Below are 22669 nucleotides of genomic sequence, written 5' to 3' on the forward strand. Positions count from 1 at the left end.
AATGTATAGACAAGGCGTCCCATCTCGCAGGGCTGCCTTGTCCTCCAGGGAGACACCTTGCAATCCAGTTCACTGTACGCCCTCGCCGGCAGCCTCAACTCCCTCTTCATCGTCGTCAGCCTGCTTGGTTTATGGTCGCAGCTGCAAAAAATCTGGCGGCGCAAGCACGACGCCAGCCTGGGCGCAGGCCAGGCGACGGACATCCTGTCGCTCAACCAGTTCACCGTCAGCTTCCTCGCCTACTGCGCCTTCTTCGTGTACGGCTATTCGATCACGCCCTTCAACCACTACATCGTCTGGCCGCGCCTGATCGCCTCGCTGATCGCGCTGGGCATCCTGTATGAAATCAACCGCGACCGCCGCAGCCGGGCATCGCGCAACGCGCTGCTGGCGTGCGCGCTGCTGCTGGGTGCGGGCGTGGCGGGATTGAAGTTCGGCCCCACCTTCACGGATGAAAAGCGCGTGATGTCGCAAAGCCTGATCGTTGCCGTCACCGTGCTGCTGGCGCAGGGCTACGCGCACCAGATCCGCTTGATCTGGCGCTCGGGCAAGACGGGTGCCGTGTCCCTGAAAATGAGCCAGTTCATCCTGGCGATGGATGTCAGCACCATCTTCTTTGCCTGCGCCATGGGGCTGGCGACAGGCTGGCCCTTGCTGCTGCTGGCCTGCGTCAGCGCCACGACCAAATTGATCATCATGTGGCTGTTCCGCTGGGAGAAGGCCAGCCCCGCCGCGCGCATGAAACGGCAGGCGCTGGCCTGACGCTAGAATAGGGATCTTGCCACTTTTGTTGAAAGGGCCGCCATGCAGCTGTCCCCCGCCATCCCCATCCTGCGCAGCTTTTCCGAAGAAAAAACGCGCGAGTTCTACCTCGGTTTTCTCGGTTTTACCCTGGACTGGGAACACCGCTTCGCGCCCACGGCGCCGCTGTACCTGCAGGTGACGCGCGGTGATCTCGTGCTGCATCTGTCCGAGCACTACGGCGACGCCACGCCAGGTGCTGCGCTCTTGATCCCCGTCGACGACATCGCCGCCCTGCACGCGGAGCTGCAGGCGAAGGATTACCCGTATGCCCGGCCCGGCATCCGCGACGAGGACTGGGGCCGCATCCTGGAAGTGGCGGACCCGTTCGGCAACCGGCTGCGCTTCTGGCAAAGAACGCCATAAGGCTCACTGTCCGCTCAGGGCGCGCATTTCCGCATACAGGTTGGCCTTGCCCTCGAAGCCGATGCCGACCAGGTCCGGCATGGTGATATGGCCGTTTTCCACGCGCACGCCATCGGGAAAACCGCCGAACGGCTGGAACAGATCGGGATACGATTCATTGCCGCCCAGGCCCAGGCCGGCCGCGATATTCAAGGACATCTGGTGGCCGCCGTGCGGAATGCAGCGGCTGCGCGACCAGCCATGCTGGTGCAGCATATCCAGCGTGCGTAAATATTCCACCAGGCCGTAGCTGAGGGCGCAATCGAACTGCAGCCAGTCGCGGTCGGCGCGCATGCCGCCGTAGCGGATCAGATTGCGCGCATCCTGCATGGAAAACAGGTTTTCGCCCGTCGCCATCGGCTTGTCGTAATAGCTGCGCAAGGTCGATTGCAGCTCGAAGTCGAGCGGGTCGCCCGCCTCTTCATACCAGAACAGGTCGTACTGGCGCAGCGCCTTGGCGTAGGCGATCGAGGTGTCGAGGTCGAAACGGCCGTTGGCATCCACGCACAGCTTTTGCCCATCCTGCAGCACCTCCATGATGGCGTCGATGCGGCGCAGATCCTCGTCCAGCGAGGCGCCGCCGATCTTTTTCTTGACCACCGTGTAGCCACGGTCGATATAGCTGCGCATCTCATCCTGCAAGGCAGACAGGCTCTGGCCCGGATAGTAATAGCCGCCGGCCGCATACACGAAGACTTTTTTGTCCGGCGCCCCCGTGCCGTGGCGCTCGGCCAGCAGCTGGAACAGCGGCTTGTTGTCGATCTTCGCCACAGCGTCCCAGATGGCCATGTCGATGGTACCGATGGCCACCGAACGTTCGCCGTGGCCGCCCGGCTTTTCATTCGTGTACATGCAGTCCCACACCTTGTGCGCGTCGAAATTGCTGCCATCCGCCGTGACGAGCGAAGCGGGATCGGCGTCGAGGATGCGCGGGATGAAGCGCTCGCGCATCAGCATGCCCTGGCCGTAGCGGCCATTCGAATTGAAGCCGTAGCCGACGACAGGCTTGCCGTCACGCATCACATCCGTGACGACGGCCACCAGGCTTAACGTCATCTTGCTGAAATCGATGTAGGCGTTGCGGATGGGGGAAGAGATGGGGATGGTCTTTTCGCGGATTTCAACGATTTTCATGCGGGTCTCCTGTAGTGAAAACAATGACGCCAGCTTAACCGCGATATGAAACCGTATAATCGATAGTAATTTAAACCATTCTTCACTTGAAGTTAATAATGAAAAGCGACGCCACGACGGAAATGGCCTTCTTTGTGCTGCTGGCCAAGCTGGGCAGCCTGTCGGCCACGGCGCGCGAGCTGGGCATCACGCCGCCCGCCGTCAGCAAGCGATTGGTGCTGATGGAGCAGCGCCTGGGCGTGCGTTTGCTGAACCGCAGCACGCGGCGCATCAGCCTGACGGGCGACGGCGAAAGCTATCTGCAGCAGGCGCGGCAAATCCTCGACGATATCCGCGCCATGGAAGAGTCCTTGGCCAGCGGCAGCGCGGAGCCGAAAGGCTTGCTGCGCGTGAATGCCACCCTGGGCTTCGGGCGCACGGTGATCGCCCCCCTGCTGTCGCAATTCGCCCTGCGCCACCCGCAGCTGGAAGTGCAGCTGCAACTGACGGACAGCCCCATCAACCTGGTCGAGCAGGCGTACGACCTGGGCATCCGCTTCGGCGACTTGCCCGACACGCGTTTGTCGGCGCGCAAGATCATGTCGAACCGGCGCTTCCTGTGCGCCTCGCCCGCCTACCTGCAGGCGCATGGCACGCCGCGCACCCCGGACGAGCTGGCGCAGCACCGCTGCATCGTGCACCGGCAAAACGACGACGCCTACGGCATCTGGCGCCTGAGTAAAGGCCGCGCCACGCACACGGTGAAAGTGCGCGGCACGGTGGCCAGCAATGATGGCGACGTGGTGCTGGGCTGGGCGCTGGACGGGCACGGCATCCTGCTGCGCTCGGAATGGGACCTGGCCCGCTACCTCGACAGCGGCCGCCTGCGCGTGGTGCTGGCCGACTACGCGCTGGCGCCGGCCGACCTGTACGCCTATTATCCGAGCCGCCACCAGTTGCCCGCCAAAGTGCGCGCTTTTATCAATTTTCTCATCCAGCAGTTGCAGCCGGAAGCGGCCACGGCGGCCAAATCAGGTTAAACTACAATATTGCGATATGGCAATATTATGAAGGAGTAGGTTTTGCTAGTCATACTCGGATTTCTCGTCGTGCTGTTTTCCGTCTTTGGCGGCTTCGCCATGCAGGGGGGCCACCTGGGCGCCCTGTTCCAGCCGCTGGAACTGCTGATGATCGGCGGCGCCGCGCTGGGCACCTTCTTTGTCGGCAACGACGCCAAGGCCATCCGCGCCACGTTCGCCGCCCTGCCCACCCTGTTCCACGGTTCGCAATACACGAAGGCGCGCTATATGGAACTGATGGGGTTGATGTATGAAATCCTCAGCAAGATCCGCAAGGAAGGCTTGATGTCGGTCGAAGACGATATCGACGACCCTTACCGCAGCCCCATCTTCGTGAAATACCCGTACACACTCGGTGACGAGCACATCCTGGAATTCATCACCGACTACCTGCGTCTGATGGTGTCGGGCAATATGGATGCTTACCAGATCGAAAACCTGATGGATAACGAGATCGAAACGCACCATGAAGATGCGGAAATGCCGATCCAGACGATTTCGCAGCTGGCCGACGCCATGCCCGCCTTCGGCATCGTCGCCGCCGTGATGGGCGTGGTGCACACAATGGCGTCCGTCGGCTTGCCGCCGGCCGAGCTGGGCGTGCTGATCGCGCAGGCGCTGGTGGGTACCTTTATCGGCATCTTGCTGGCCTACGGCTTCATCGCGCCGCTGGCCAGCTTGCTGCGCCGCAAGCACCATGAAACGGCAAAGATGTACCAGTGCGTGAAAGTCACCTTATTGGCCAGCCTGAACGGCTATGCCCCGGCGCTGGCCGTGGAATTCGGCCGCAAGGTCATTTCCGCCACGGAACGCCCCTCGTTCAGCGAACTGGAAAACCACGTGCGCCAGGTGCGCACGAAGAACTGATCCCGCCGGGCTCACTTGCCCGGCGCCTCAGGTTTCCGGCGCCGTCCAGACCAGGTTCCACAGGTGGCCATCGATATCCTCGAAGCCCTGGTCATACATGAAGCCATGGTCCTCGGGCGGATGCGGTATGCGGCCACCTGCGGCCTTGGCCTTGGCGATCAGGCTGTCCACCTCTTCCCGGCTTTCGCAACTGAGGCAAATGACCACTTCATTGGCCTCTTTTGCCTTCGCCACCGGCTTGCCGATCAGTGACTGGAAAAAGGCTTCGGTCGTCAGCATGGCCTGGATGCTGCCGTCGACGATATTCATGAACGCCGCGTTCTCGCCGCTGAAGCGGGGATCGAAGGCAAAGCCCAGGGCGGAAAAGAAGGCCTTGGATTTCTCCAGGTCCTTCACGGGCAGGTTCAGGATGATCTGTTTGTTCATGGCGCTTCCCTGATAAAAGTGGAATGGGCAAGCGGTGCGCCGTCCCGGTGAAGGGTGGCGGCACACCAAATTGACACGCTGGCGAAAAAAGAGCCCCTCTAGAATATCAATAAATAATACAGAAAGGCGCAGCCTATGCGCTGGACTTGCCGCCGATGCTGGCGGCGCGGCTGGCGCGGGCCAGGCTTGAGCACGCGCCAGCCACCGCGCGCAGGCGTTCTTCCAGGTAGGCGCTCACGCGGGGATGCTGGCTGAAGGCGACGTTGAAGCGGATGTGCTGGTCGGGCGTGTCGTTGGCCGAGAACGCGGCGCCGCGCATCAGCAGGATCTTGTTGCGGTAGGCGTCCTGCACCAGCAAGTCCACGTCCAGCCCTTCGGGCATGCTGCCCCACAGGAAAATGCCGGCGTCGCCGGGCTGCTCGAACAGCACGCCGGCCGCGCTCAGTTGCCGCGTGCTGGCGTTGCGCGCCACCATGATCTTGCGTTGCAGCCGCTCCAGGTGCTTGCGCAGGTTGCCGGCCTTGAGCACTTCCAGCAAAACGTATTCGTTCAGCGCAGGCAGCGTCATGATGGCGTGGATCTTGGTGCGCATCAGCAGCTTGAGCAAAGCGGGCGCCGCGGCCAGGTAGCCCATGCGCAGGGCCGGGCTCAGCGCCTTGCACAGGCTCGAGTAATAGATCACGCCGTCCAGTCCGGACAACGATGCCAGCCGCGTGCTGTGGCCCTGCTGGAAATGGCCGTGCACGTCGTCTTCGGCGATCAGGAAGCCATGCTGCTGCGCCATGATCAGCACCTTGTGCAGGTTGGCGGCGCTGCTGCTCCACCCGGTGGGATTGTGCAAAGCCGTCTGCACGAACAGCAGGCGCGGACGGTGCGCGCGGCAGGCCGCTTCCAGTTCGTCCAGGTCGAGGCCATCGGGACGGCGCTTGATGGGTACCAGGCGCACGCCGTCCTGGCGCAGCCTGCCGAACATCAGGAAGTATCCGGGGTCTTCCACCAGCACCGTATCGCCGGGCTGCAGAAACGTGCGGCAGATCAGGTCGATTGCATGGGTGCCGCCGAAAGTGGTGAGGATGTGGCTGGCATCCGCAGCGATGCCGATGCCGCGCAACAGCAGCGCGATCTGCTCGCGCAGTTCGGCCAGCCCTTGCGGCGGACAGCGCGAGGCCATGCCGGCCGTGCTGCGCGCCAGACCGCGTTGCACGGCAGCCGCCGGCAGCGCGTCCTGCAGCCAGGTGGGCGGCAAGGCGCCGCTGCTGGCCAGCAGCACGCCCGGCCGCTGGTCGTTCACTTGCTGGCTCAGCCAAACCGGCTCCTGCTCCTGGCCCGCTTCCAGCGCCACCTCGTCGGGAATGGCGCGGCTGGCATCGCTTGGTGCGCAGACGAAGAAGCCTGTCGTGCCGTGCGTATCGATGACGCCTGCGGCCACCAGCCTGTCATACGCCACCACCACGGTGTTGGTGCTGACCGCGAGCTGCGTGGCAAGCTGGCGGATCGACGGCAGCCTGGTCCCGCCAGGCAGGACGCGTTGCGCGATCTGCAGGCGCAATGCGGCCTCGATCTGCTTGAACAGGGCGATGGGGGAGGAGCGGTCGATGGCGAACATGGGTGGCAGTCTAGCGTAAAAACATCAGGGCGAGGAGCAGCAGGACGGCCCCCATCGCCAGATTGAATAGGCGCTGGTTGCGGGGCGCTTTCAGCACGCTGCGGATCGAGACGCCGAACAGCGCCCACATGGCGTTGCACGGCGTGCCCACCACGGTGCCGGTCACGGACACCAGCAGCGCGCTGGCCAGCATATTGCCCTGCGCAGGCATGAAGACCGACGCCATGGTAACCGCCTTGAGCCAGCTCTTGGGATTCAGCGCCTGAAACAGGGCCGCCTGCGCAAACGACACGGCCTTCGGCGCGCTGCTTCCGGCCACCGAGGCGCCAGCCAGCTTCCAGGCCAGGAATATCAGGTACAGCGCGCCCGCGATCCGCAGCACCTGCTGCGCCATCGGATACGCGACAAACACGCTGCCCAGCCCCACGCACATGAGCACGGTCTGCACGAAGATGCCGGCCTGGATGCCGAGGATCACCGGCAGCGCACCGCGATAGCCGAAATTGGCGCCGGTGGTGGCCAGCATGACGTTGTTCGGCCCCGGCGTGGCGGACATCACAAAGCAATAGCTCATCAGGGGCAGGAGTTCGGTCATGGCAGGCAGTCGCAGCGTGGAGAAGGCCCCAGTCTAGAAGCGCGGCACGGCAGGGACAAGGCACAAGGCGACGCGTACAAGCACATGCTGTATCAGTCGGACGACTGCTACAGCGGCGATACAGGCGGCCCTGCCCGGACAAACTCCACCGCAGGCGCGCAACGCAACTGGAGGATTGTCAATTGGGCTCATTGGCAGTTTCCGCCACAAAACGGAGGCTCATCTTTATTATAAATGGCGCTCTACATTTGATCCGGGCGCCTGGTGTCCATTTCGCATGGACGAATGTAATAATTGTCAAAGTCTCCTTCCTCGATCAATGTAAATCCGTGACGCACATAGAAACGGTTTGAGTCGCTACCGCGCAGGGCTCCCACTCGAACCGGCAAACCAAGAGCGTTTGCCTCTTCGATAATACGAGCGAGAACAACGGCCCCGATACCATTGCCCTGGTTGTCTGGATGAATATAGAGGTGGTCGAGCAGCATGGCCTTTGGTTGCTGTTTGAGAACAACAAAGCCGACCCGTTTGCCTTCTGTTTCAATATGGCGTGTGTGCTCCGGCAAGAAGCCTGACAGAAACCTCTCTCTCGCTCGAACCGGATCGAATCTCCCCACCTGCATCAGGCTATCGCGCATCGCCTCAATGCGCAGTGCGACAAGTTCATCCGCGTCGTCTTCCTGCGTCGGTGTAAACGTTACAAACGGTCTTTTCAATAACATATCAAAAATAAACCTTCTAGTGGCGAGGTTTGAAAAGTGGCGCGACTAATCAATATTTGCTCCCCGAAAGCTATTCTCCTCACCGCACGTCCCGATCGCGACCCGGCGGCCTGCCGATGACGCGCTTAAAAGCACGACTGAACGCGGCTTGAGATGTATAGCCAAGGCGTTGGGCAACGGCGTCGATGGACACTCTTTCGTGAGTGAGCAATTGTTTAGCAAGACGCATCCGCAGTTCCGTGGCATACCGCAGGGGTGGCACCCCGATGGTGGTTTGAAAGCGTCGTGCGAAGACAGAGCGAGAGACATGAGACTCCGCAGCCAACTGTGCAACTGTCCATTCCCGTCCTGGCTGGCGGTGCAGCGCCAATATGGCAAGAGCGAGGCGCGGATCACGCAATGCGGCGAGGAGACCGGAGGCGCTTTCACAACCGCATTCAATCCAGCCGCGCACGATCATTGATGCCGCAACCTCTGCCAGTCGAGCCAGAATGCCTGCAAAGCCAATACGACCGGCGCAGATTTCACGCTTCATTGAATCCAGCACCGGCAGCAAGCCGGGATAACCTTGCGCTTGCGTGTCGGCCACCATGACGGTTGGCATCAACTTACCGAGCCCCTGCATCCCGCCGAGATCGAATTCCATGCAGCCGTAAAAAATAATTGCACTGGGCACGGAGGCCGTACTGGGACATGTGTCGACTCCGCTAACGGCATCACCAAGGGGCGCGACATCGAACTTGTCGATGTCCTGAAATGCAACGCCCGCATCCGATAGCAGCTGGTGCCTCCTGCCGTGCGGCATGAACACCGCGCTACCGGCGGACAGCTCATGCAACTCGCCATCATCCGTACATAGGTAGGCAGTGCCAACAGCCACGAAGTGGAAGTAGGCGTGGCCTGGCTTGTCTTCAAAGCCTATGCCGAAAGCTGGACCGGTCTGAATGCGGCGGTACTGGACGCCACGCAGGCGCATCCCCATCAACAGTTCACTGACGAGACTTGAGGACAGGAAAACTTGATTCTTCTTGGGCATTTCAGGAGTTTCGATCAAAACATCAAGACTTGTCATCATAGATCATCCTGGGCTTTCGCTCTAGACTTTCGACTCTGATCGTTTTAGGAATGTTAGAGATGAACAATGATGTTTTGGGTAACGGGCAAACGCCCAACGCGAGCGATGCGTCTGTTGCAGAGCCAGCGGCAGCAGCATGGATGGCAGTGTTTTCACTGGCAATGGGCGTTTTCGGCCTCCTGACGGCGGAGTACCTGCCAGCCAGCCTATTGACCCCGATGGCCTTCGATCTTGGTGTGTCGGAGGCGCTGGCTGGTCAGGCAGTGACGGTGACGGCCGTCGTGGCCATGGTCGCCGGGCTTTCAGTGCCGCGCCTGACGCGCAGTTTTGACCGACGTGTCGTCTTGTTAGCTTTCACAGTGCTGATGATCGCTTCGAACTTGCTGGTGGCGTTATCGTCAAGCCTGACAGTTTTGTTGGTGATGCGCATTCTGCTGGGTGTCGCCTTGGGAGGCTTTTGGAGTATGGCCGCAGCCGTGGCTATGCGACTGGTGCCAGCAAAGTCAGTGCCGCGAGCGCTATCCATAATCTTCAGCGGTATCGCCATCGGGACGGTTGTTTCCGTACCGTTGGGCAGCTACTTGGGGGGGATATATGGCTGGCGCAGTGCATTTATAGCAGCCGCAGCTGTCGGAGGGCTAACACTGTTGTTTCAATTGTTCACACTGCCCCGTATGGCACCGCGCACGATGATGCGTACCCCGTCTGTACTGGCACTGCTGCGTCGCCCGGGGATCGGGATCGGGATGCTGGGCTGTGTACTTGCCCATACGGGGCAATACGCATTGTTCACCTATATTCGCCCCGCGCTTGAAAGCGTTGCCCATATTGATGTAAACAGTTTGTCTCTGATGCTCCTGGGTTTTGGTGTCGCCAACTTCATTGGCACGCTGCTGGCCGGCTGGCTAATGGAGCGTAGCCTGCATGCTACTTTAGTGAGCATGCCTGCGCTGGTGGGCTTGGCGGCATTCGGCATGATTTTACTGCCAGTCCAGGGAACCGGCCTGATGCTTTTGGTGGCCCTCTGGGGCTTGGCGTTCGGCGGCGTACCTGTCGCCTGGTCCAACTGGGTAGCTCGTGCCGTTCCAGATCAAGCGGAGACGGCTGGAGGCATGGTCGTCGCTGCGGTGCAATCTTCAATAGCTGCCGGCGCGGCATTGGGTGGCATGATGTTCGGGTTTGGTGGCGTCACAGGCGTTTTCATTATTGCTGGCGTTGTGATGCTGTTCGCTTCTCTCGTCATCGCTTTCAGAGTTCAAGTCGAACTGCCACAGGAAGACGCGACACTACCAGACACCGGCTCAACGATTTGAACAGTGTGTTGCGTTGAGCGATTGAATCCGCAGCCGATACCGGGCAGTCTGCAGATTCAGTGCACGAAGTTGCTGCCTTCGGAACCAGCAAGAGGCTTGGTCCCGTGCGCCAAGTCCTCTCACTGCCATTTACGGAGCCGGCGCCGTCTCATCGGGGCAGCTGACCTCGTCCTCTGGCGTATATAAAGTCATCGGCACGCGCTGGCCGTCGACTTCCAGTTCGCGCACTTTCGGCGGCACCAGCTGGAATTCGCCCGCCTGCAGCTTCTCGCGCAGGGGCTTGCAGCGCAGGGCATCCGTGGGGATTTGCCCGCGCGCCGACCAGCTGCCGTCTTCCTTTTCCGCGAGCAACACCGACGAGGCGCGCGGGTCATTGCTGATCAGCAGTACGTCCTGCTTGCCATCGCCATCGAAATCGAGCAGATACGCGTCGCACTGCGGCCCTGCCCGCTTCAAGCAGGCGGGCAGGCGCCAGGCCGGGCTCACTTGCGTCCAATCCTGGCGCAGGAAACTCTCCGGCAACTTCGCCGTGGCCGGGCGCAGGGTCAGGTTGATCGACACGTCGCTCAGCGCGCCCGTTTCGTCGAGGCGGTTCTGGCGCTTGAGCATGGCGTCGGCGCGGGCCCGCACGATGGCCGCGTCAGGCCCCGTCGTGCGTTTGCTCAATTCCTGCAAGGCCGCCTGGCCATAGCGGGCGCCCTGGAAGCGCAGGTATTCGAAATCGAACTTGTCCACGCCAACCTTGCCGCTGTTCAGGCGCGCCATCTGGCTGGCCACGGAAATGCGCGCCGGGTCCGCCAGCGGCGAGAACAGGGCAAACAGCACCAGCAGGGTGACGCCGGCGGTGGCCACGTTGACGTTGGCGATCAGGTGCAGCCAGTCGCCATACTTGCTGGCCGCCCAGGCATAGCCGGCGGCGTAGCAGGTGGCGACCAGCAGGCAGGCGGCGGCGATCAGGCGGTCGGACGTCCAGCCGTGCGACATCACGCGCAGGGTCAGCGCATAGATGGCGATGCCCACCACCCACGGCAGCAGCAGGCAAGCCAGGCGCGTGCCCAGGCGGATGCCGCGTGCCACGCCATGGCCCACTTCGCCATTCTGGAAGGCGGCATTGATCAGCACCACCAGCACGCCGGCCATGCCCAGCAGTACGGAAGCCGCATGGCGCGTGGCCCACAGGCGCTCGAAGCCGATGAATGGCAAGGTCAGCAGGAAGCCGGAGACCAGCACGGCGGCGATCGGCATCAGCCACGACAGCAGCACCAGCAGCAAGGTACGGATGCCGCGCACGATGGATGGGCGCACGTCCGTGATGTGGATGGCAAACGAAAACGCGAAGCAGATGACGGGAATCACGAACCAGGCCTGGCCCAGCAGTTTTTTCAGGAAACTCAGCTTGATGAGCAGGAACAGCTGCCCGCCCAGCCACAGCACCAGCCACAGGCCCAGCACGAACAGCAGGGAAAACAGCAGCTGGATGCCGAGCTTCCAGGCGATTTCAAAGTAGGTGGGATAGCGGGCGATGCGCTGGCCATCCTGGGCGCTGGCCAGCACCAGCGCGTGGGCGATATAGAAGCCCACCACGCAAAAACCGAACAGCTGGGCGGAAATGACGCGCAGGGGCGCGCCCGGCTTGTAGTTGCCCCAGATTACGTGCTCGGCGCCGCGCGCCACGTCATGCCAGGCCAGCACGGCCAGCACGACGGCGGCGCCCGCCATCCACAGCACGATGCGCTTCGCCGACATATGGCCCAGGCTGGATACCAGCAGGATCGGTAGCAGCAAGCTGATCAGCATCAACGGACCCAGCAGATAGGCTTCCGTGGCGGGCCACACCTTGTCCTGGGCAGTGCTGTACAGCCAGTACAGCAGCAAGCCTTGCAGCAGGCCCGTCACCAGGCGCGTCACCGCGATGCGCGGCGCCACCACCGGATCGAGCAACGCCATGTTTTTTCCAGCCGCATCCTGCTGCATATTCATTCCCTTAGAGTCGTTCATTGCAGTCATTGTTGCACTGCGAGCACGGCCATTATTGCATTTCGTTATCGTCATCTCAACAGCGATTCGCGTGGATGCCCTTCCCGCCCACCTTCGCTGCGGCGCAATGGCAAGCTTTGCGCGAGGCCCCAGGCCAGTTCCGGCACGAGGAACAGCCACAGCAGGGGCTGGCCCGTCACCAGCAAGGCCCACGCCATCCAGGTGGAAAACAGGTAGCGGGCCACCGCGTCGTAGCGGCCGAAGCGCGGCTGCGGATCCAGCATGCGCAGCACCGACCAGACCATCACCACGCTGCCCATCATGCTGCTGATGAGCAAATGCAAGGGTTCGAACACTGGCAGTGGCGCGCCGCCCAGGGCCAGGTTGAGGGCGTTCAAGTGCTCGCGCATGAGCAGGAACGTCCACGGCGTGACAAACGCGGCCGTCATGAGGACATCGTAAATGGCGCTGGCGCGCACCAGGCGGCGGAAAGCAACAACAGATAACATGGGAACTCCTGTGTATGGAAAGCGCCCATTCTCAAGGCTGGAGTACACTCCATGGTCAAGCATTTTATGAAGGAATATTTCCATGCAGATCGGCGAGATGGCGCAGGCGACGGGCTTGAGCCGCGATACCCTGCGCTTCTATGAAAAGCGGGGCTTGCTGCGCGCGCGGCGCGGCGCGAATGGCTACCGCGACTATCCGCCCGAGGCGGCGGACTGGCTGCGCTACCTGCGCACGGCGCAGCAGCTGGGTTTTACCCTGGCAGAAATCGAGGCCGACATGCCGCTGCTGGCCGGTGCAGGCGATCCGGCCATGGCGGACCTGCTGCGCGCGGCGCTGGCGCGCAAGCTGGCCGACATCGATGCGCGCATAACCGGCTTGACGCAGCTGCGCGGCGAACTGGCGCGGCGGATGGAGCCACAGGCGGCCGCCTGTCCGTTGCGGGGAGATGTCGATGCAGCAACAGCCCCCTGAAAAACAAAAAACCGCCTGGGCATGGCCGCAGGCGGTTTTGACGTGGCGCAAAGCTGGAATTACCTGGCGGCCTTGCGGCGGCGCAGGAAACCCATCAGGCCCAGGCCAGCCAGCAGCATGGCATAGGTTTCCGGTTCCGGCACGGCGGCCATCACGGAAACATTGTCGATCACGGCGCCCGAGTAATTGTCGAACGGCGTGCCGGCCTTGGCGGCGCTGGCAAACGACAGGGTCGCCAGGCCGGTGGCAGCGGCCGTGAAGCTCAGCGTGTTGCTGTACAAGGTGTTCGAGGCGGCAGCCGTCGAGTAGAAATCCCCGGCCACGCCGCCGAAATTGACGCTCACACCCTGGCCTGCCGGGCCACCGGAATTGCGCGCCATGTCAAAGCTCAGGTTATATGTCTGGCCGGCAACGACACTGAAATTTTGCGACAGGAAACCCGGACCTGGCGTGCCCAGCAAATCGATGCTGTAGCCATCGATGGCGTTATACGCATTGCGGATCAAGTCGACGGAACTGGCACCCACGGTCCAGCCCGTGATGCCCGACGAACCGCTGTTGACGACTTTAAAGCCGCTATCGAAGGCGTAACCGGAAGCGACCGTTTCAAAATTGCCATTCGCGATCAGGTTGACGGGGCTGGCGCTGGCGCTGCCGGCGACGAACAGGGCGACAACTGCGGCGATGGTGGCGATTTTCATGATCTGATTTCCTTACTTTATTGACATTAAAGTTACCTTAAGTGAAATCATATCCCAGCCATGATGAAAATCAAAGAACTTTGCAAAAATATATTTAATGTAGACAATTTGCAACGCATCTTCCGGAGAGGAATGCCTCAATCAAGTTCCTGGCGCGCCACCAGGATACCGTCCGCATCGGCGTAGATCCAGTCGCCCGGATGCACGGCCACGCCGCTGATCTGCACGCGCACGTCGCGCTGGCCGGCGCCCGTCTTGTTGCTCTTGCGCGGATGCGTGGCCAGGGCGCGCACGCCGATCTGGCAGACATTGATTTCCTCGCTGTCGCGGATGCAGCCATCGACGACGATGCCAGCCCAGCCGTTGCTTTCGGCCAGCACGCCCAGTTGGCCGCCCACCAGCGCGCGGCGCAGGCTGCCGCCGCCATCGATCACCAGCACATGGCCGTGGCCCGGCGTTTCCAGGGTGCTGCGCACGAGCGCGTTGTCTTCGAACACGTGCAAGGTGGTGGCGGGGCCGCTGAAACGCACGCGCTGGCCAAAGGCGCGGTACACGGGCGGCAGCACGGCCAGGGTGCCATCATCCAGCATGGCTGCATAGTCGTCGCACAGGTCGGTGGTGGCAAAGGTCATGGGAGTTCCTTGAGTGGCAGATGGCAACGATTCTAAGCCTTTTGCAGCGCCGCCGCGCGGGTTTTGCCGCCCACGCCCACGGCCGTGGCAATCGCCAGCGCCTGGAACACGCCGATGAAGACAAACAGCAGGGCCGGATGGTTGCCATCCATCAGCGCGCCAAAGAACAGGGGACCGACGGCCAGGCCGCTGTCGAGGCCCGAATACACGACGCCATACACGCGCCCGGTGGCATTCTTCGGCGCTGCCGCGCGTATCATCAGGTCGCGCGATGGCCCCGCCACGCCCGACATCAAGCCGATGGCGCCCATCAGCACCACCGCGCCCCAGGCCGGCACGACGGCCATGGCCAGCAGCACGGCCAGCAGCGCGGCGGCGGAAAAGGCGATGGCGACGTTACGGTCCGGCTGCTTGCTGCGCGCGCCCACCACGCCGCCGGCCAGCATGCCCACGGCCGAGGCCAGCATATAGGCCGTGTAGGCGCTGGTGGCCAGCGCCAGGCTCATGCCATACAGCTTGACGAGGGCCACGCTGGCAAAGCTCTGGATGCCGCCCAGGGCGATGGCCGTAATGAAGAAGAAGGCAAAGCACATCCACACGGCTGGCAAACGCAGAAAGTCCAGCGTGCCTTCGCCGCCGGCCGCCTGGCCTGGCGCAACCATTTTCACGGGCTCGGGGCGGATGGCGTGGCGGTTCAGGAACAGGATCAGCAGCACGCCAAACGGCAGCACGGCCGCGCATTGCAGCGCCACTCGCCAGTCATACTGGGTGGCCACATACGTCATGAACAGGGGCGCCAGGGCCCAGCCGATGTTGCCGCTGATGCCATGCACGGAAAAGCCGTAGGCCACGCGGGCCGCCGAAACGCGCTGGTTGAGGATCGTGTAGTCGGCTGGATGAAACACGCTGTTGCCCATACCGGCCAGCATGGCGCCCAGCATCAGCGCCGCATAGCTGTGCGCGGTGGACAGGGCCAGCGCCGACACGCCCAGCAAGAAGATGCCAGAAAACAACACGGCGCGGGCGCCAAAACGGTCGACGACAAAGCCGGCCAGCGCCTGCCCCACGCCCGAGATGATGAAGAATACCGTCATCAGCAGGCCCAGCTCCGCATACGACAGGTCGAAGGCCGGTTTCAGCCAGACGAACAGGGCCGCGAGGATCAGATGGTAGAAGTGCGACACGCCATGCGCCAGCCCCACCAGGGCGATGACGCGCGCATCGTTGCGCAGAGTTGGCGGTGAGTGAGGTGGCAAGTCCATTGCCGAGTTAGTTGTTATCATGTCATACCCTGTCTTATACTGGTGAAGCTCAAGTGTATGCAAAATACCATCGTCTGTTTTCCGACAGAACGACATAATTTATCGAATTAAGGCCAAGCTGATGGGTGTACCTATCCTCCACCATACCCGCATGTGTCCGCCACGGGAAGCGCCCAGCGCGACCATCCCCGTGACGATGGTCGCGCGCGACCTGCAAACCGATGAATTTCTCTTGCCGCACAGCCATCCATGGGGTCAGGTGACCATGGCGCTCGAAGGCGTGCTGCGCATCACCGCCAACAACAGCAGCTGGGTGCTGCCGCCCATGCGCGCCATCTGGATCGCGCCCAACGTGGAGCATGCCGTCACGATACTGGAAAAAACCCGCTTGCGCCCCCTGTGCATCCATGCCGCGCGCGCGCCATTCGCGGGCCGCGACTGCAAGGTGCTGGAAGTGTCGAACCTGCTGCGCCAGCTGATCATGGCGCTGGAACAGCTGGATCCGGGCCAGGAACCGGCGCGCGAGGCGCTGCTGGCCGAGCTGATCCTTGATGAGTTGAAACGCTCGGCCACGCGCCCCATCCGCGTGCCCTTGCCCAGCGACAAGCGCCTGAAAACCCTGTGCGACAGCCTGATCGAGAAACCGGGTTCGCACCAGACCCTGGAACACTGGGCGCAGCAAGTCGGCGCCTCGGAGCGCACCCTGGCGCGGCTGTTCGAACGGGAATTGGGCATGAGTTTTGGCCAGTGGCGCCAGCAAGTGCGCCTGGCGCACGCGGCGCCCCTGATCGCGCGCGGCGTGCCGCTGTCGCAAGTGGCCGAAGAACTGGGCTATGCCAGCCAGTCGGCCTTTTCCGCCATGTTCAAGAAGACTTTCGGCAGCTCACCGTCGGCCTTCTTTGCCCAGGGTGAACGCTCTTAGGCCATGAAGTCGAAGAGGGAATTCTTGCCGGTATAACCAGGCAAGGCCGAGTTCGTTCCCATCTGTTCCTGGGCCGAATATGCTCTCACCAGCGCCTGCGCCTGGGCCGTCAGCGCCTTGGCCAGCACGGCTTTCTTGTTGGTGAGCGTCGTGATGTCCTTGCCGACCGTCTGCACTTCCTTGCGGATGATGCTCGTTTCGCCCGTCAGCTCGCCGATCTTGCTGACGAACTGGTCCGCCACGCCCTTGCCGTTATTGGTGAACATCTTGCTGACGGCGTCCGGATCGGCCGCGATGGCGGCCTTGAGCTTTTTATCGTCGAGCACCAGCTCGCCGCTCTTGCCCAGGGTCACGCCGGCACTGCCCAGCACCGACGATGGCACGCCCGTGCTGGCCGTGCGCAGCACCTGCTCCATCTGCGAACGCACCTGGCCCAGGGCCGTGTCGGACTTCAAATCGCCCTGCTGCAAGCTCTGCAGCTTGCTGTTGAGTTCATTGTAGGCCGTGACGAAGCTGGCCACGTTGCTGGCGATCTGGCTGCTGTCCTTGGCGATGACGAGGTCCGTCGTGCCTTTTTTCTTCAATTCGATGGTGGCGCCCTCGACGGCCGTCGTCAGGGTATTCGTGGCGCTCTTGATTTCCTTGCCGTCAACGGTCAGCAGCGCATCCTGCGCGGCGGCCGTCTGCTGCATGCCCTTGCCGGCGCCGGGCGCATAGCTGAGCAAATTACTGACGGCCGCGTCGCCAGCCACGCTGATGCGCATGCTGCTGTCGGCGCCGCTCTTGCCGTTCAAGGCCAGCGAGTAGCCATCGGGGCCCTTGACCACGCTGGCGTCGATACCCTGCTGCTTGAGCGCGGCGGCGATGCCGTCGAGACTATTGTTGCTACTGTCAATCGTCAGCGAAATGATCTTGCCGCTGCCTGGCGTAAATTGCTTGCCGTCGGCCGAGCCCACTTCGATCTTCACCAGCGCGGGCGCGCCCGTGCCGATCGCCGCGCTCGAGGATTTCTGCGCACCGCTGAGCAAAGTCTGTCCCTGCGCCAGTTGCTTGACATTCAGTTCATGGCTGCCGCTGGCGGCCTTGTCGGTGGTAGTGGCGCTCAGCACATCCTTGCTGCTGGACGTGGCCGACGTGGCCAGGCCGCTGCCGGCCATGTTCTTGGCCACGGTCTGGAATTTCGCCAGCGCCGATTGCAGCTGGCCCAGGCCCGAGAACTTGGCCTGGTCGCGCGCCAGGCTGGCGTTGAGCTTGACGACGCCCGTGTTTTGCGACTGCATCTGGCGCTCCACCTTCGCATACACATCGGCCGAGATATTGCCCTGCGTCGTCTGCTGCGTATTGTTGGTGTAGGCCCTGCTGTTGATGGTCGAATTAAACATGGTAGGCGTTCCCGTCGGATGTAAGGTCATGTCGCACGGTTCAGATCGTGACCGTGCTGCGCGAGAGACGGACGGCAGGCGCGCGTGACGCGGCAAGGCCCCTCTTCTGGTTGATAATTATGCAGTATTACTGGAATATCAAAACAGCGAACAGAACAGGTTTTTCCTGACTGCAAACCCATATGCACCATTTTAGCGCAGTTCACCTGCAGCACTCTCCCGGCTTGCCTCAGCGCATGAATTTCGAGATGGCGCTGCTGACGGCCATGTCCAACTGCAGGAAAGTGAGTCCCACCTTGAAACCTGCGCTGCTGAAAATGCAGTGCGAGACGGACACGCGCGCCTCGATGATGTGCGCTGCGCCATCGTAAAACAATTCGAACAGCACCTTGCCCTTCTTGCCTGTCGGCACCGGTTCCGCGATGACGGCCGCCATCCCGCCCGGCCCCACATCGAGGGTGCGCGCCGCCACGGGGCCCGCGCCATCCATTACCAACATTGCCTTGGCACGCAATATCTTGCGTGCGCCCTGCCTTTGCTCAACTGACACTGTATTCCGCTTCTCTATCAATTCATTGTCGATGCGGATTCATGGGGAGAATCCATCGGACAAATATTATAGTTCTAAACGGAAATTCTGTTTGACTTGTCTCAAGCTTGGCATTTAAACCATACCAACTTTTACTCCAGGTCGCGCAACTTGTTGAATGCTTCATCGATACGCTCGACGCCGATGACCTTGAGGCCTTCGATGACTTGCTTGGGCAAGTTCGACTTGGGCACGACGGCCAGGGTAAAGCCAAGCTTGGCCGCTTCGCGCAAGCGCTCCTGGCCCCGTGGCGCGGGGCGGATCTCACCGGCCAGCCCCACCTCGCCAAACACCACGAGTCCCCGCGGCAAGGGCTTGTTGCGCATTGACGAGTTAATCGCCAGCAACACGGCCAGGTCGGCCGCCGGTTCCGTAATCTTGACACCGCCGACGGCGTTGATGAACACATCCTGGTCGAACGCGGCGATGCCCGCATGGCGGTGCGCCACGGCCAGCAGCATGGCCAGGCGGTTCTGCTCCAGGCCGACGGACAGGCGGCGCGCGTTGGGCAAGTGGCTCGTGTCGACGAGGGCCTGGATTTCCACCAGCAGCGGACGCGTGCCCTCCTGCGTCACCATCACACAGGAACCGGGCACCTGATTGTCATGCTGCGACAGGAACAGGGCGGATGGGTTTGACACACCCTTCAAGCCCTTTTCCGTCATGGCGAACACGCCCAGTTCATTGACGGCGCCGAAACGGTTCTTGATGGCGCGCACCAGGCGGAAGCTGGAATGGGCGTCGCCCTCGAAGTACAGCACCGTGTCGACGATGTGTTCGAGCACGCGGGGGCCGGCCAGCGCGCCCTCTTTCGTCACGTGGCCCACCAGAATGATGGTCACGCCCGTCTGCTTGGCCGCGCGCGTGAGCTGGGCCGCGCATTCGCGCACTTGCGCCACGGAACCGGGCGCCGAGCTGAGCGCGTCCGAATACACGGTCTGGATCGAGTCGATCACCACCACTTCCGGCTTCAGGTCGTTCAAGGTGGACAGGATCTTTTCCAGTTGAATCTCGGCCTGCAGTTTGAGTTCCTTGGCGTCGATGACGAGGCGCTTGGCGCGCAGGGCGATCTGCGCGCCCGATTCCTCGCCGCTGACGTACAGCACGCGCTTGTGGTGCGACATATTGGCCAGCGCCTGCAGCAGGAGGGTCGACTTGCCGATGCCGGGGTCGCCGCCGATCAGCACGACGCCGCCCGCCACCATGCCGCCGCCCAGCACGCGGTCGAATTCCTCGATGCCCGTGCCGAAGCGGGGCACGTCGATGGCGTCGATATCGTCGAGCGACAGCACGGGCGCCGTCTGCGCCAGCGACATGTGCTGCGGATTCGAATAGCGGTTGTTGCCGCCCGTCTCGGGCAGGGTTTCCACCATGGTGTTCCACTGGTTGCACGAGGTGCATTGCCCCATCCATTTGTTGCTGATGGCGCCGCAGTCGCTGCAGGTGTAGATGGTCTTGACTTTTGCCATGGTGTACTTTGCCTGGGTAAGGTGAAACTGCTGTCTATATATACAGTATATACAAACAGCGGGCCGCCGTCACTGTGTCGCTTCGACCACGGGCACGCGCGGCGCCAGTGCGCACATCAGCTCGTAGCCGATGGTGCCGGCAGCCAGGGCCACCTCGTCGATCGGCATGCCCTGGCCCCACAAGGTCACGGCACTGCCAACTTTTGCACCCGGCACGTGCGTCAGATCGACCATCAGCATGTCCATCGACACCCTGCCGATGAGGCCCGTGCGCACGCCGTCGACGAGCACGGGCGTGCCTTCGGGCGCGTGGCGCGGGTAGCCATCCGCATAGCCGCAGGCCACCACGCCCACCTTGATATTGCCTACCGCTTCGTAGCGGCTGCCATAGCCCACCACTTCGCCGGCGGCGATATCCTGGATGCCGATAATGCGACTGCGCAAGGTCATGGTGGGCAGCAAGCCGAATGCTTGCGCCGATGTGCCGCCGGGAGCGCCGCTAGGCGTGCCGCCGTACAGCATGATGCCGGGGCGCACCCAATCGCTGTCCAGGTGGTGCAGCAGCACGCCGGCCGAATTGCACAGGCTGCGCGGCAGCGGCGTGCCTATGCTGGCCGCGCCCGCTTCAAAACGCAGCATCTGCTGGGCCAAAGGCAAGCGCGTGGGCGCCGCCTCGTCCGCATTGGCGAAGTGCGTCATCAAGGTGATCGTACCGATATGCGGGATGGCGCGCAGGCGCGCATACGCACCCGCCACGGCCTGCGGTGTGAAACCCAGGCGGTTCATGCCCGTATTCATTTTCAAGTGCACATCAATACTGTGCGGCAAGTGCGCCGCTGCCAGCATGGCGATCTGCTCTTCGCAATGCACGCTGCCGTTCAGCTTGTGCTGCGCCATGACCGGCAAATCGCTGGCATCAAAAAACCCTTCCAGCAGCAAGATGGGCTTGGTCCACCCCAGTTCGCGCAAGCGCACGGCATAATCGACCTCGACCAGCGCGAGTCCGTCAGCGTCAGAAAAGCCCCGCATGGCCCGTTCCAGGCCGTGGCCATAGGCGTTCGCCTTGACGACGGCCCACACCTTGGCGCCGCGGGCGCCGGCACGGGCGCGCGCCAGATTGTGTTGCATGGCATCGAGATGGATGGTGGCGATAAGGGGCCTGGGCATATGCGTCGTTCACGGCGGGTGGGAAAGCCGTATTTTACCGGATGGGCTGGATGCGGGTCGGCAAGCCGGCAAGGGAATGCCTGCGATGGTCGCCCAGGACAGCATGTACAAAATGCTCACATGTATGTGTATTTTTCTACGGCAGAAAAATTAAGCTTCGCTTAGACAAGACTATGCAAAGCAGCCCCTTCCAAACTTGGGGTTTGCCGTTTTTTCGTGGTATAAAGCAAGCCAGATATGATTTCAGGCATTCCAGAATGAATCGTGGTTTTTATACCATCATGGCGGCGCAGTTCTTTTCCTCGCTGGCAGATAACGCCCTCTTTTTTGTCGCCGTCGATTTATTGGTGTCCATGAAATCACCGGCGTGGATCACGCCGCTGCTCAAACTGTCATTCGTCCTGTTTTACGTGCTGTTGGCCGCTTTTGTCGGCGCCTTCGCGGATGCTCTGCCGAAAGGCAAGGTCATGTTCATTGCCAACATGGTCAAGATCTTCGGCTGCGCCCTCGTCTTCTTCCACGTACACCCGCTGCTGGCCTACGCCGTCGTCGGTTTTGGCGCGGCCGTGTACTCGCCCGCCAAGTACGGCATCCTGACGGAACTGCTGCCGCCGGAAAAGCTGGTGGCGGCGAATGGCTGGATCGAAGGCTTGACCGTCACCTCCATCATCCTCGGCACCGTCATGGGCGGCGCGCTCGTCAGCGGCCACGTGTCCGACATGCTGCTCTCCTTCGACTTCCCCCTGATCGACACGGGCATCACCAACAAGACGGAAGCGGCCCTGTGCGTGGTGGTCGGCATCTATGTGCTGGCAACCCTGGCCAACCTGAAGATTCCCGACACGGGCTGCGTGTATCCGCACCAGGAACGCAATCCTATCAAACTCATTACCGATTTTGCCAATTGCTATTCCATCCTGTGGAAAGACAAGCTGGGCCAGATCACCCTGGCCGTGACGACCCTGTTCTGGGGCGCTGGCGCCACCTTGCAACTGATCGTGCTGGAATGGGCCAAGCAATCGCTGAACATGCCCTTCGACAAGGCGACCAGCCTGGTGGGCGTGGTGGCCATCGGCGTGGCCGCCGGCGCCGTGCTGTCGGCACGTTTCATTCCACTGCGCAAATCGCTGACCGTCATTCCGCTGGGCATCGCCATGGGCGTGATCGTCATGATGATGACGCAAGTGCACTCCGTGTGGATCGCCTACCCGCTGCTGATACTGATCGGCGCCCTGTCCGGCTTCTTCGTCGTGCCCATGAACGCCCTGCTACAACACCGCGGCCACGTGCTGATGAGCGCGGGCCATTCCATCGCCGTGCAGAACTTCAATGAGAACCTGTCGATTCTGACCATGCTGGCCGTGTACTCGATCATGATCCGCCTGCACCTGCCGCTGAACATCATCATCACCCTGTTCGGCCTGTTCGTCGCCGGCACCATGTACATGATCATGCGCAAGCACAAGCTGAACCAGGCAGAGCATGACAATCTGTCCTTGATTGGCGAGCAGAAACATTAAGCAATGTGGCGTCGGATTACGCGCTACGCGCTAATCCGACCTACATGACTTCGGCATTAGGCTCA

At 61.9% G+C, this 22669-nt stretch carries 23 protein-coding genes; 8 read left to right on the forward strand and 15 right to left on the reverse strand.

Going from position 1 to position 22669, the window contains the following annotated elements; genetic code table 11:
• Positions 1 to 57 precede the first annotated feature (57 nt).
• Entirely contained in the window at positions 58 to 762 is a 705-nt protein-coding gene (locus tag CSQ92_RS11820; RefSeq protein ID WP_180276997.1) for a hypothetical protein, read from the forward strand.
• A gap of 42 nt (positions 763 to 804) precedes the next feature.
• Complete coding sequence (locus tag CSQ92_RS11825) at positions 805 to 1167, forward strand: glyoxalase superfamily protein (protein WP_099394202.1); 363 nt, start codon at positions 805 to 807, stop codon at positions 1165 to 1167.
• Positions 1168 to 1170: 3 nt separating this feature from the next.
• On the opposite strand, the gene CSQ92_RS11830 is transcribed toward CSQ92_RS11825, so the two are convergent.
• Positions 1171 to 2340 carry a mandelate racemase/muconate lactonizing enzyme family protein gene (locus CSQ92_RS11830; RefSeq protein WP_099394203.1) on the reverse strand — a complete coding sequence of 390 codons (1170 nt, stop codon included), beginning with the start codon at positions 2338 to 2340 and terminating at the stop codon, positions 1171 to 1173.
• A gap of 98 nt (positions 2341 to 2438) precedes the next feature.
• Between CSQ92_RS11830 and CSQ92_RS11835 the strand changes: the two genes are divergently transcribed.
• The gene (locus CSQ92_RS11835; RefSeq protein WP_099394204.1) at positions 2439 to 3359 is read left to right on the forward strand and encodes a LysR family transcriptional regulator; all 921 of its coding nucleotides are present in this window, start codon (positions 2439 to 2441) and stop codon (positions 3357 to 3359) included.
• 42 nt (positions 3360 to 3401) lie between these two features.
• The gene (motA, locus tag CSQ92_RS11840; RefSeq protein ID WP_034779327.1) at positions 3402 to 4265 is read left to right on the forward strand and encodes a flagellar motor stator protein MotA; all 864 of its coding nucleotides are present in this window, start codon (positions 3402 to 3404) and stop codon (positions 4263 to 4265) included.
• A gap of 27 nt (positions 4266 to 4292) precedes the next feature.
• On the opposite strand, the gene CSQ92_RS11845 is transcribed toward motA, so the two are convergent.
• The 5 genes from CSQ92_RS11845 to CSQ92_RS11865 all read right to left on the reverse strand — a co-directional run bounded on the left by CSQ92_RS11845 (position 4293) and on the right by CSQ92_RS11865 (position 8686).
• Positions 4293 to 4691 carry a VOC family protein gene (locus CSQ92_RS11845; RefSeq protein WP_099394205.1) on the reverse strand — a complete coding sequence of 133 codons (399 nt, stop codon included), beginning with the start codon at positions 4689 to 4691 and terminating at the stop codon, positions 4293 to 4295.
• Between the two features lie 133 nt (positions 4692 to 4824).
• Complete coding sequence (locus CSQ92_RS11850) at positions 4825 to 6297, reverse strand: aminotransferase-like domain-containing protein (RefSeq protein WP_099394206.1); 1473 nt, start codon at positions 6295 to 6297, stop codon at positions 4825 to 4827.
• A gap of 10 nt (positions 6298 to 6307) precedes the next feature.
• Positions 6308 to 6892: a LysE family translocator gene (locus CSQ92_RS11855; RefSeq protein WP_099394207.1), complete on the reverse strand. Its 585-nt coding sequence runs from the start codon at positions 6890 to 6892 to the stop codon at positions 6308 to 6310.
• A gap of 242 nt (positions 6893 to 7134) precedes the next feature.
• Positions 7135 to 7614 (reverse strand): GNAT family N-acetyltransferase, encoded by a 480-nt coding sequence (locus CSQ92_RS11860; protein WP_099394208.1) that lies wholly within the window; start codon positions 7612 to 7614, stop codon positions 7135 to 7137.
• A gap of 79 nt (positions 7615 to 7693) precedes the next feature.
• Entirely contained in the window at positions 7694 to 8686 is a 993-nt protein-coding gene (locus CSQ92_RS11865; protein ID WP_218964070.1) for an AraC family transcriptional regulator, read from the reverse strand.
• Between the two features lie 62 nt (positions 8687 to 8748).
• Between CSQ92_RS11865 and CSQ92_RS11870 the strand changes: the two genes are divergently transcribed.
• Positions 8749 to 10002 carry an MFS transporter gene (locus CSQ92_RS11870; protein ID WP_070282216.1) on the forward strand — a complete coding sequence of 418 codons (1254 nt, stop codon included), beginning with the start codon at positions 8749 to 8751 and terminating at the stop codon, positions 10000 to 10002.
• Between the two features lie 129 nt (positions 10003 to 10131).
• On the opposite strand, the gene CSQ92_RS11875 is transcribed toward CSQ92_RS11870, so the two are convergent.
• A complete protein-coding gene (locus CSQ92_RS11875; protein ID WP_099394689.1) occupies positions 10132 to 11949 on the reverse strand; it encodes a DUF4153 domain-containing protein in 1818 nt (605 codons plus the stop codon).
• A gap of 101 nt (positions 11950 to 12050) precedes the next feature.
• The gene (locus tag CSQ92_RS11880) at positions 12051 to 12488 is read right to left on the reverse strand and encodes a hypothetical protein (protein ID WP_099388335.1); all 438 of its coding nucleotides are present in this window, start codon (positions 12486 to 12488) and stop codon (positions 12051 to 12053) included.
• Positions 12489 to 12570: 82 nt separating this feature from the next.
• On the opposite strand from CSQ92_RS11880, the gene CSQ92_RS11885 reads away from it, so the two are divergent.
• Entirely contained in the window at positions 12571 to 12960 is a 390-nt protein-coding gene (locus CSQ92_RS11885) for a MerR family transcriptional regulator (protein WP_099394210.1), read from the forward strand.
• A 59-nt stretch (positions 12961 to 13019) separates the two neighbouring features.
• Here the strand turns inward: CSQ92_RS11885 and CSQ92_RS11890 are convergent, their stop codons facing one another.
• The 3 genes from CSQ92_RS11890 to CSQ92_RS11900 form a co-directional block, all read right to left on the reverse strand.
• Positions 13020 to 13661 carry a choice-of-anchor C family PEP-CTERM protein gene (locus CSQ92_RS11890; protein WP_099394211.1) on the reverse strand — a complete coding sequence of 214 codons (642 nt, stop codon included), beginning with the start codon at positions 13659 to 13661 and terminating at the stop codon, positions 13020 to 13022.
• Between the two features lie 137 nt (positions 13662 to 13798).
• Positions 13799 to 14293 carry a ribonuclease E activity regulator RraA gene (gene rraA, locus CSQ92_RS11895; RefSeq protein WP_034779352.1) on the reverse strand — a complete coding sequence of 165 codons (495 nt, stop codon included), beginning with the start codon at positions 14291 to 14293 and terminating at the stop codon, positions 13799 to 13801.
• A gap of 32 nt (positions 14294 to 14325) precedes the next feature.
• Positions 14326 to 15576 carry an MFS transporter gene (locus tag CSQ92_RS11900; protein ID WP_257219197.1) on the reverse strand — a complete coding sequence of 417 codons (1251 nt, stop codon included), beginning with the start codon at positions 15574 to 15576 and terminating at the stop codon, positions 14326 to 14328.
• A 100-nt stretch (positions 15577 to 15676) separates the two neighbouring features.
• Between CSQ92_RS11900 and CSQ92_RS11905 the strand changes: the two genes are divergently transcribed.
• Positions 15677 to 16477, forward strand: a complete 801-nt coding sequence (locus tag CSQ92_RS11905) for an AraC family transcriptional regulator (protein ID WP_180276998.1) — start codon at positions 15677 to 15679, stop codon at positions 16475 to 16477.
• Here CSQ92_RS11905 and fliD read toward each other — a convergent pair.
• The 4 genes from fliD to alr all read right to left on the reverse strand — a co-directional run bounded on the left by fliD (position 16474) and on the right by alr (position 21084).
• On the reverse strand, positions 16474 to 17859 hold the full coding sequence (gene fliD / locus CSQ92_RS11910) for a flagellar filament capping protein FliD (protein WP_099394214.1): 1386 nt from the start codon (positions 17857 to 17859) through the stop codon (positions 16474 to 16476). The genes CSQ92_RS11905 and fliD overlap by 4 nt on opposite strands.
• Before the next feature lie 229 nt (positions 17860 to 18088).
• Positions 18089 to 18409, reverse strand: coding sequence for a PilZ domain-containing protein (locus tag CSQ92_RS11915; protein WP_071653418.1), 321 nt, complete (start codon positions 18407 to 18409; stop codon positions 18089 to 18091).
• Positions 18410 to 18540: 131 nt separating this feature from the next.
• Positions 18541 to 19917 carry a DNA repair protein RadA gene (radA, locus tag CSQ92_RS11920; protein WP_046683923.1) on the reverse strand — a complete coding sequence of 459 codons (1377 nt, stop codon included), beginning with the start codon at positions 19915 to 19917 and terminating at the stop codon, positions 18541 to 18543.
• Positions 19918 to 19986: 69 nt separating this feature from the next.
• On the reverse strand, positions 19987 to 21084 hold the full coding sequence (alr, locus tag CSQ92_RS11925; RefSeq protein ID WP_099394215.1) for an alanine racemase: 1098 nt from the start codon (positions 21082 to 21084) through the stop codon (positions 19987 to 19989).
• Positions 21085 to 21341: 257 nt separating this feature from the next.
• Here alr and lplT point away from each other — a divergent pair, with 257 nt between their 5' ends.
• Positions 21342 to 22604 (forward strand): lysophospholipid transporter LplT, encoded by a 1263-nt coding sequence (gene lplT, locus CSQ92_RS11935; RefSeq protein WP_034779369.1) that lies wholly within the window; start codon positions 21342 to 21344, stop codon positions 22602 to 22604.
• Positions 22605 to 22669: the final 65 nt, after the last annotated feature.

It is taken from the genome of Janthinobacterium sp. BJB446, assembly GCF_002735655.1.
Classification (GTDB): Bacteria; Pseudomonadota; Gammaproteobacteria; order Burkholderiales; family Burkholderiaceae_D; genus Janthinobacterium; species Janthinobacterium lividum.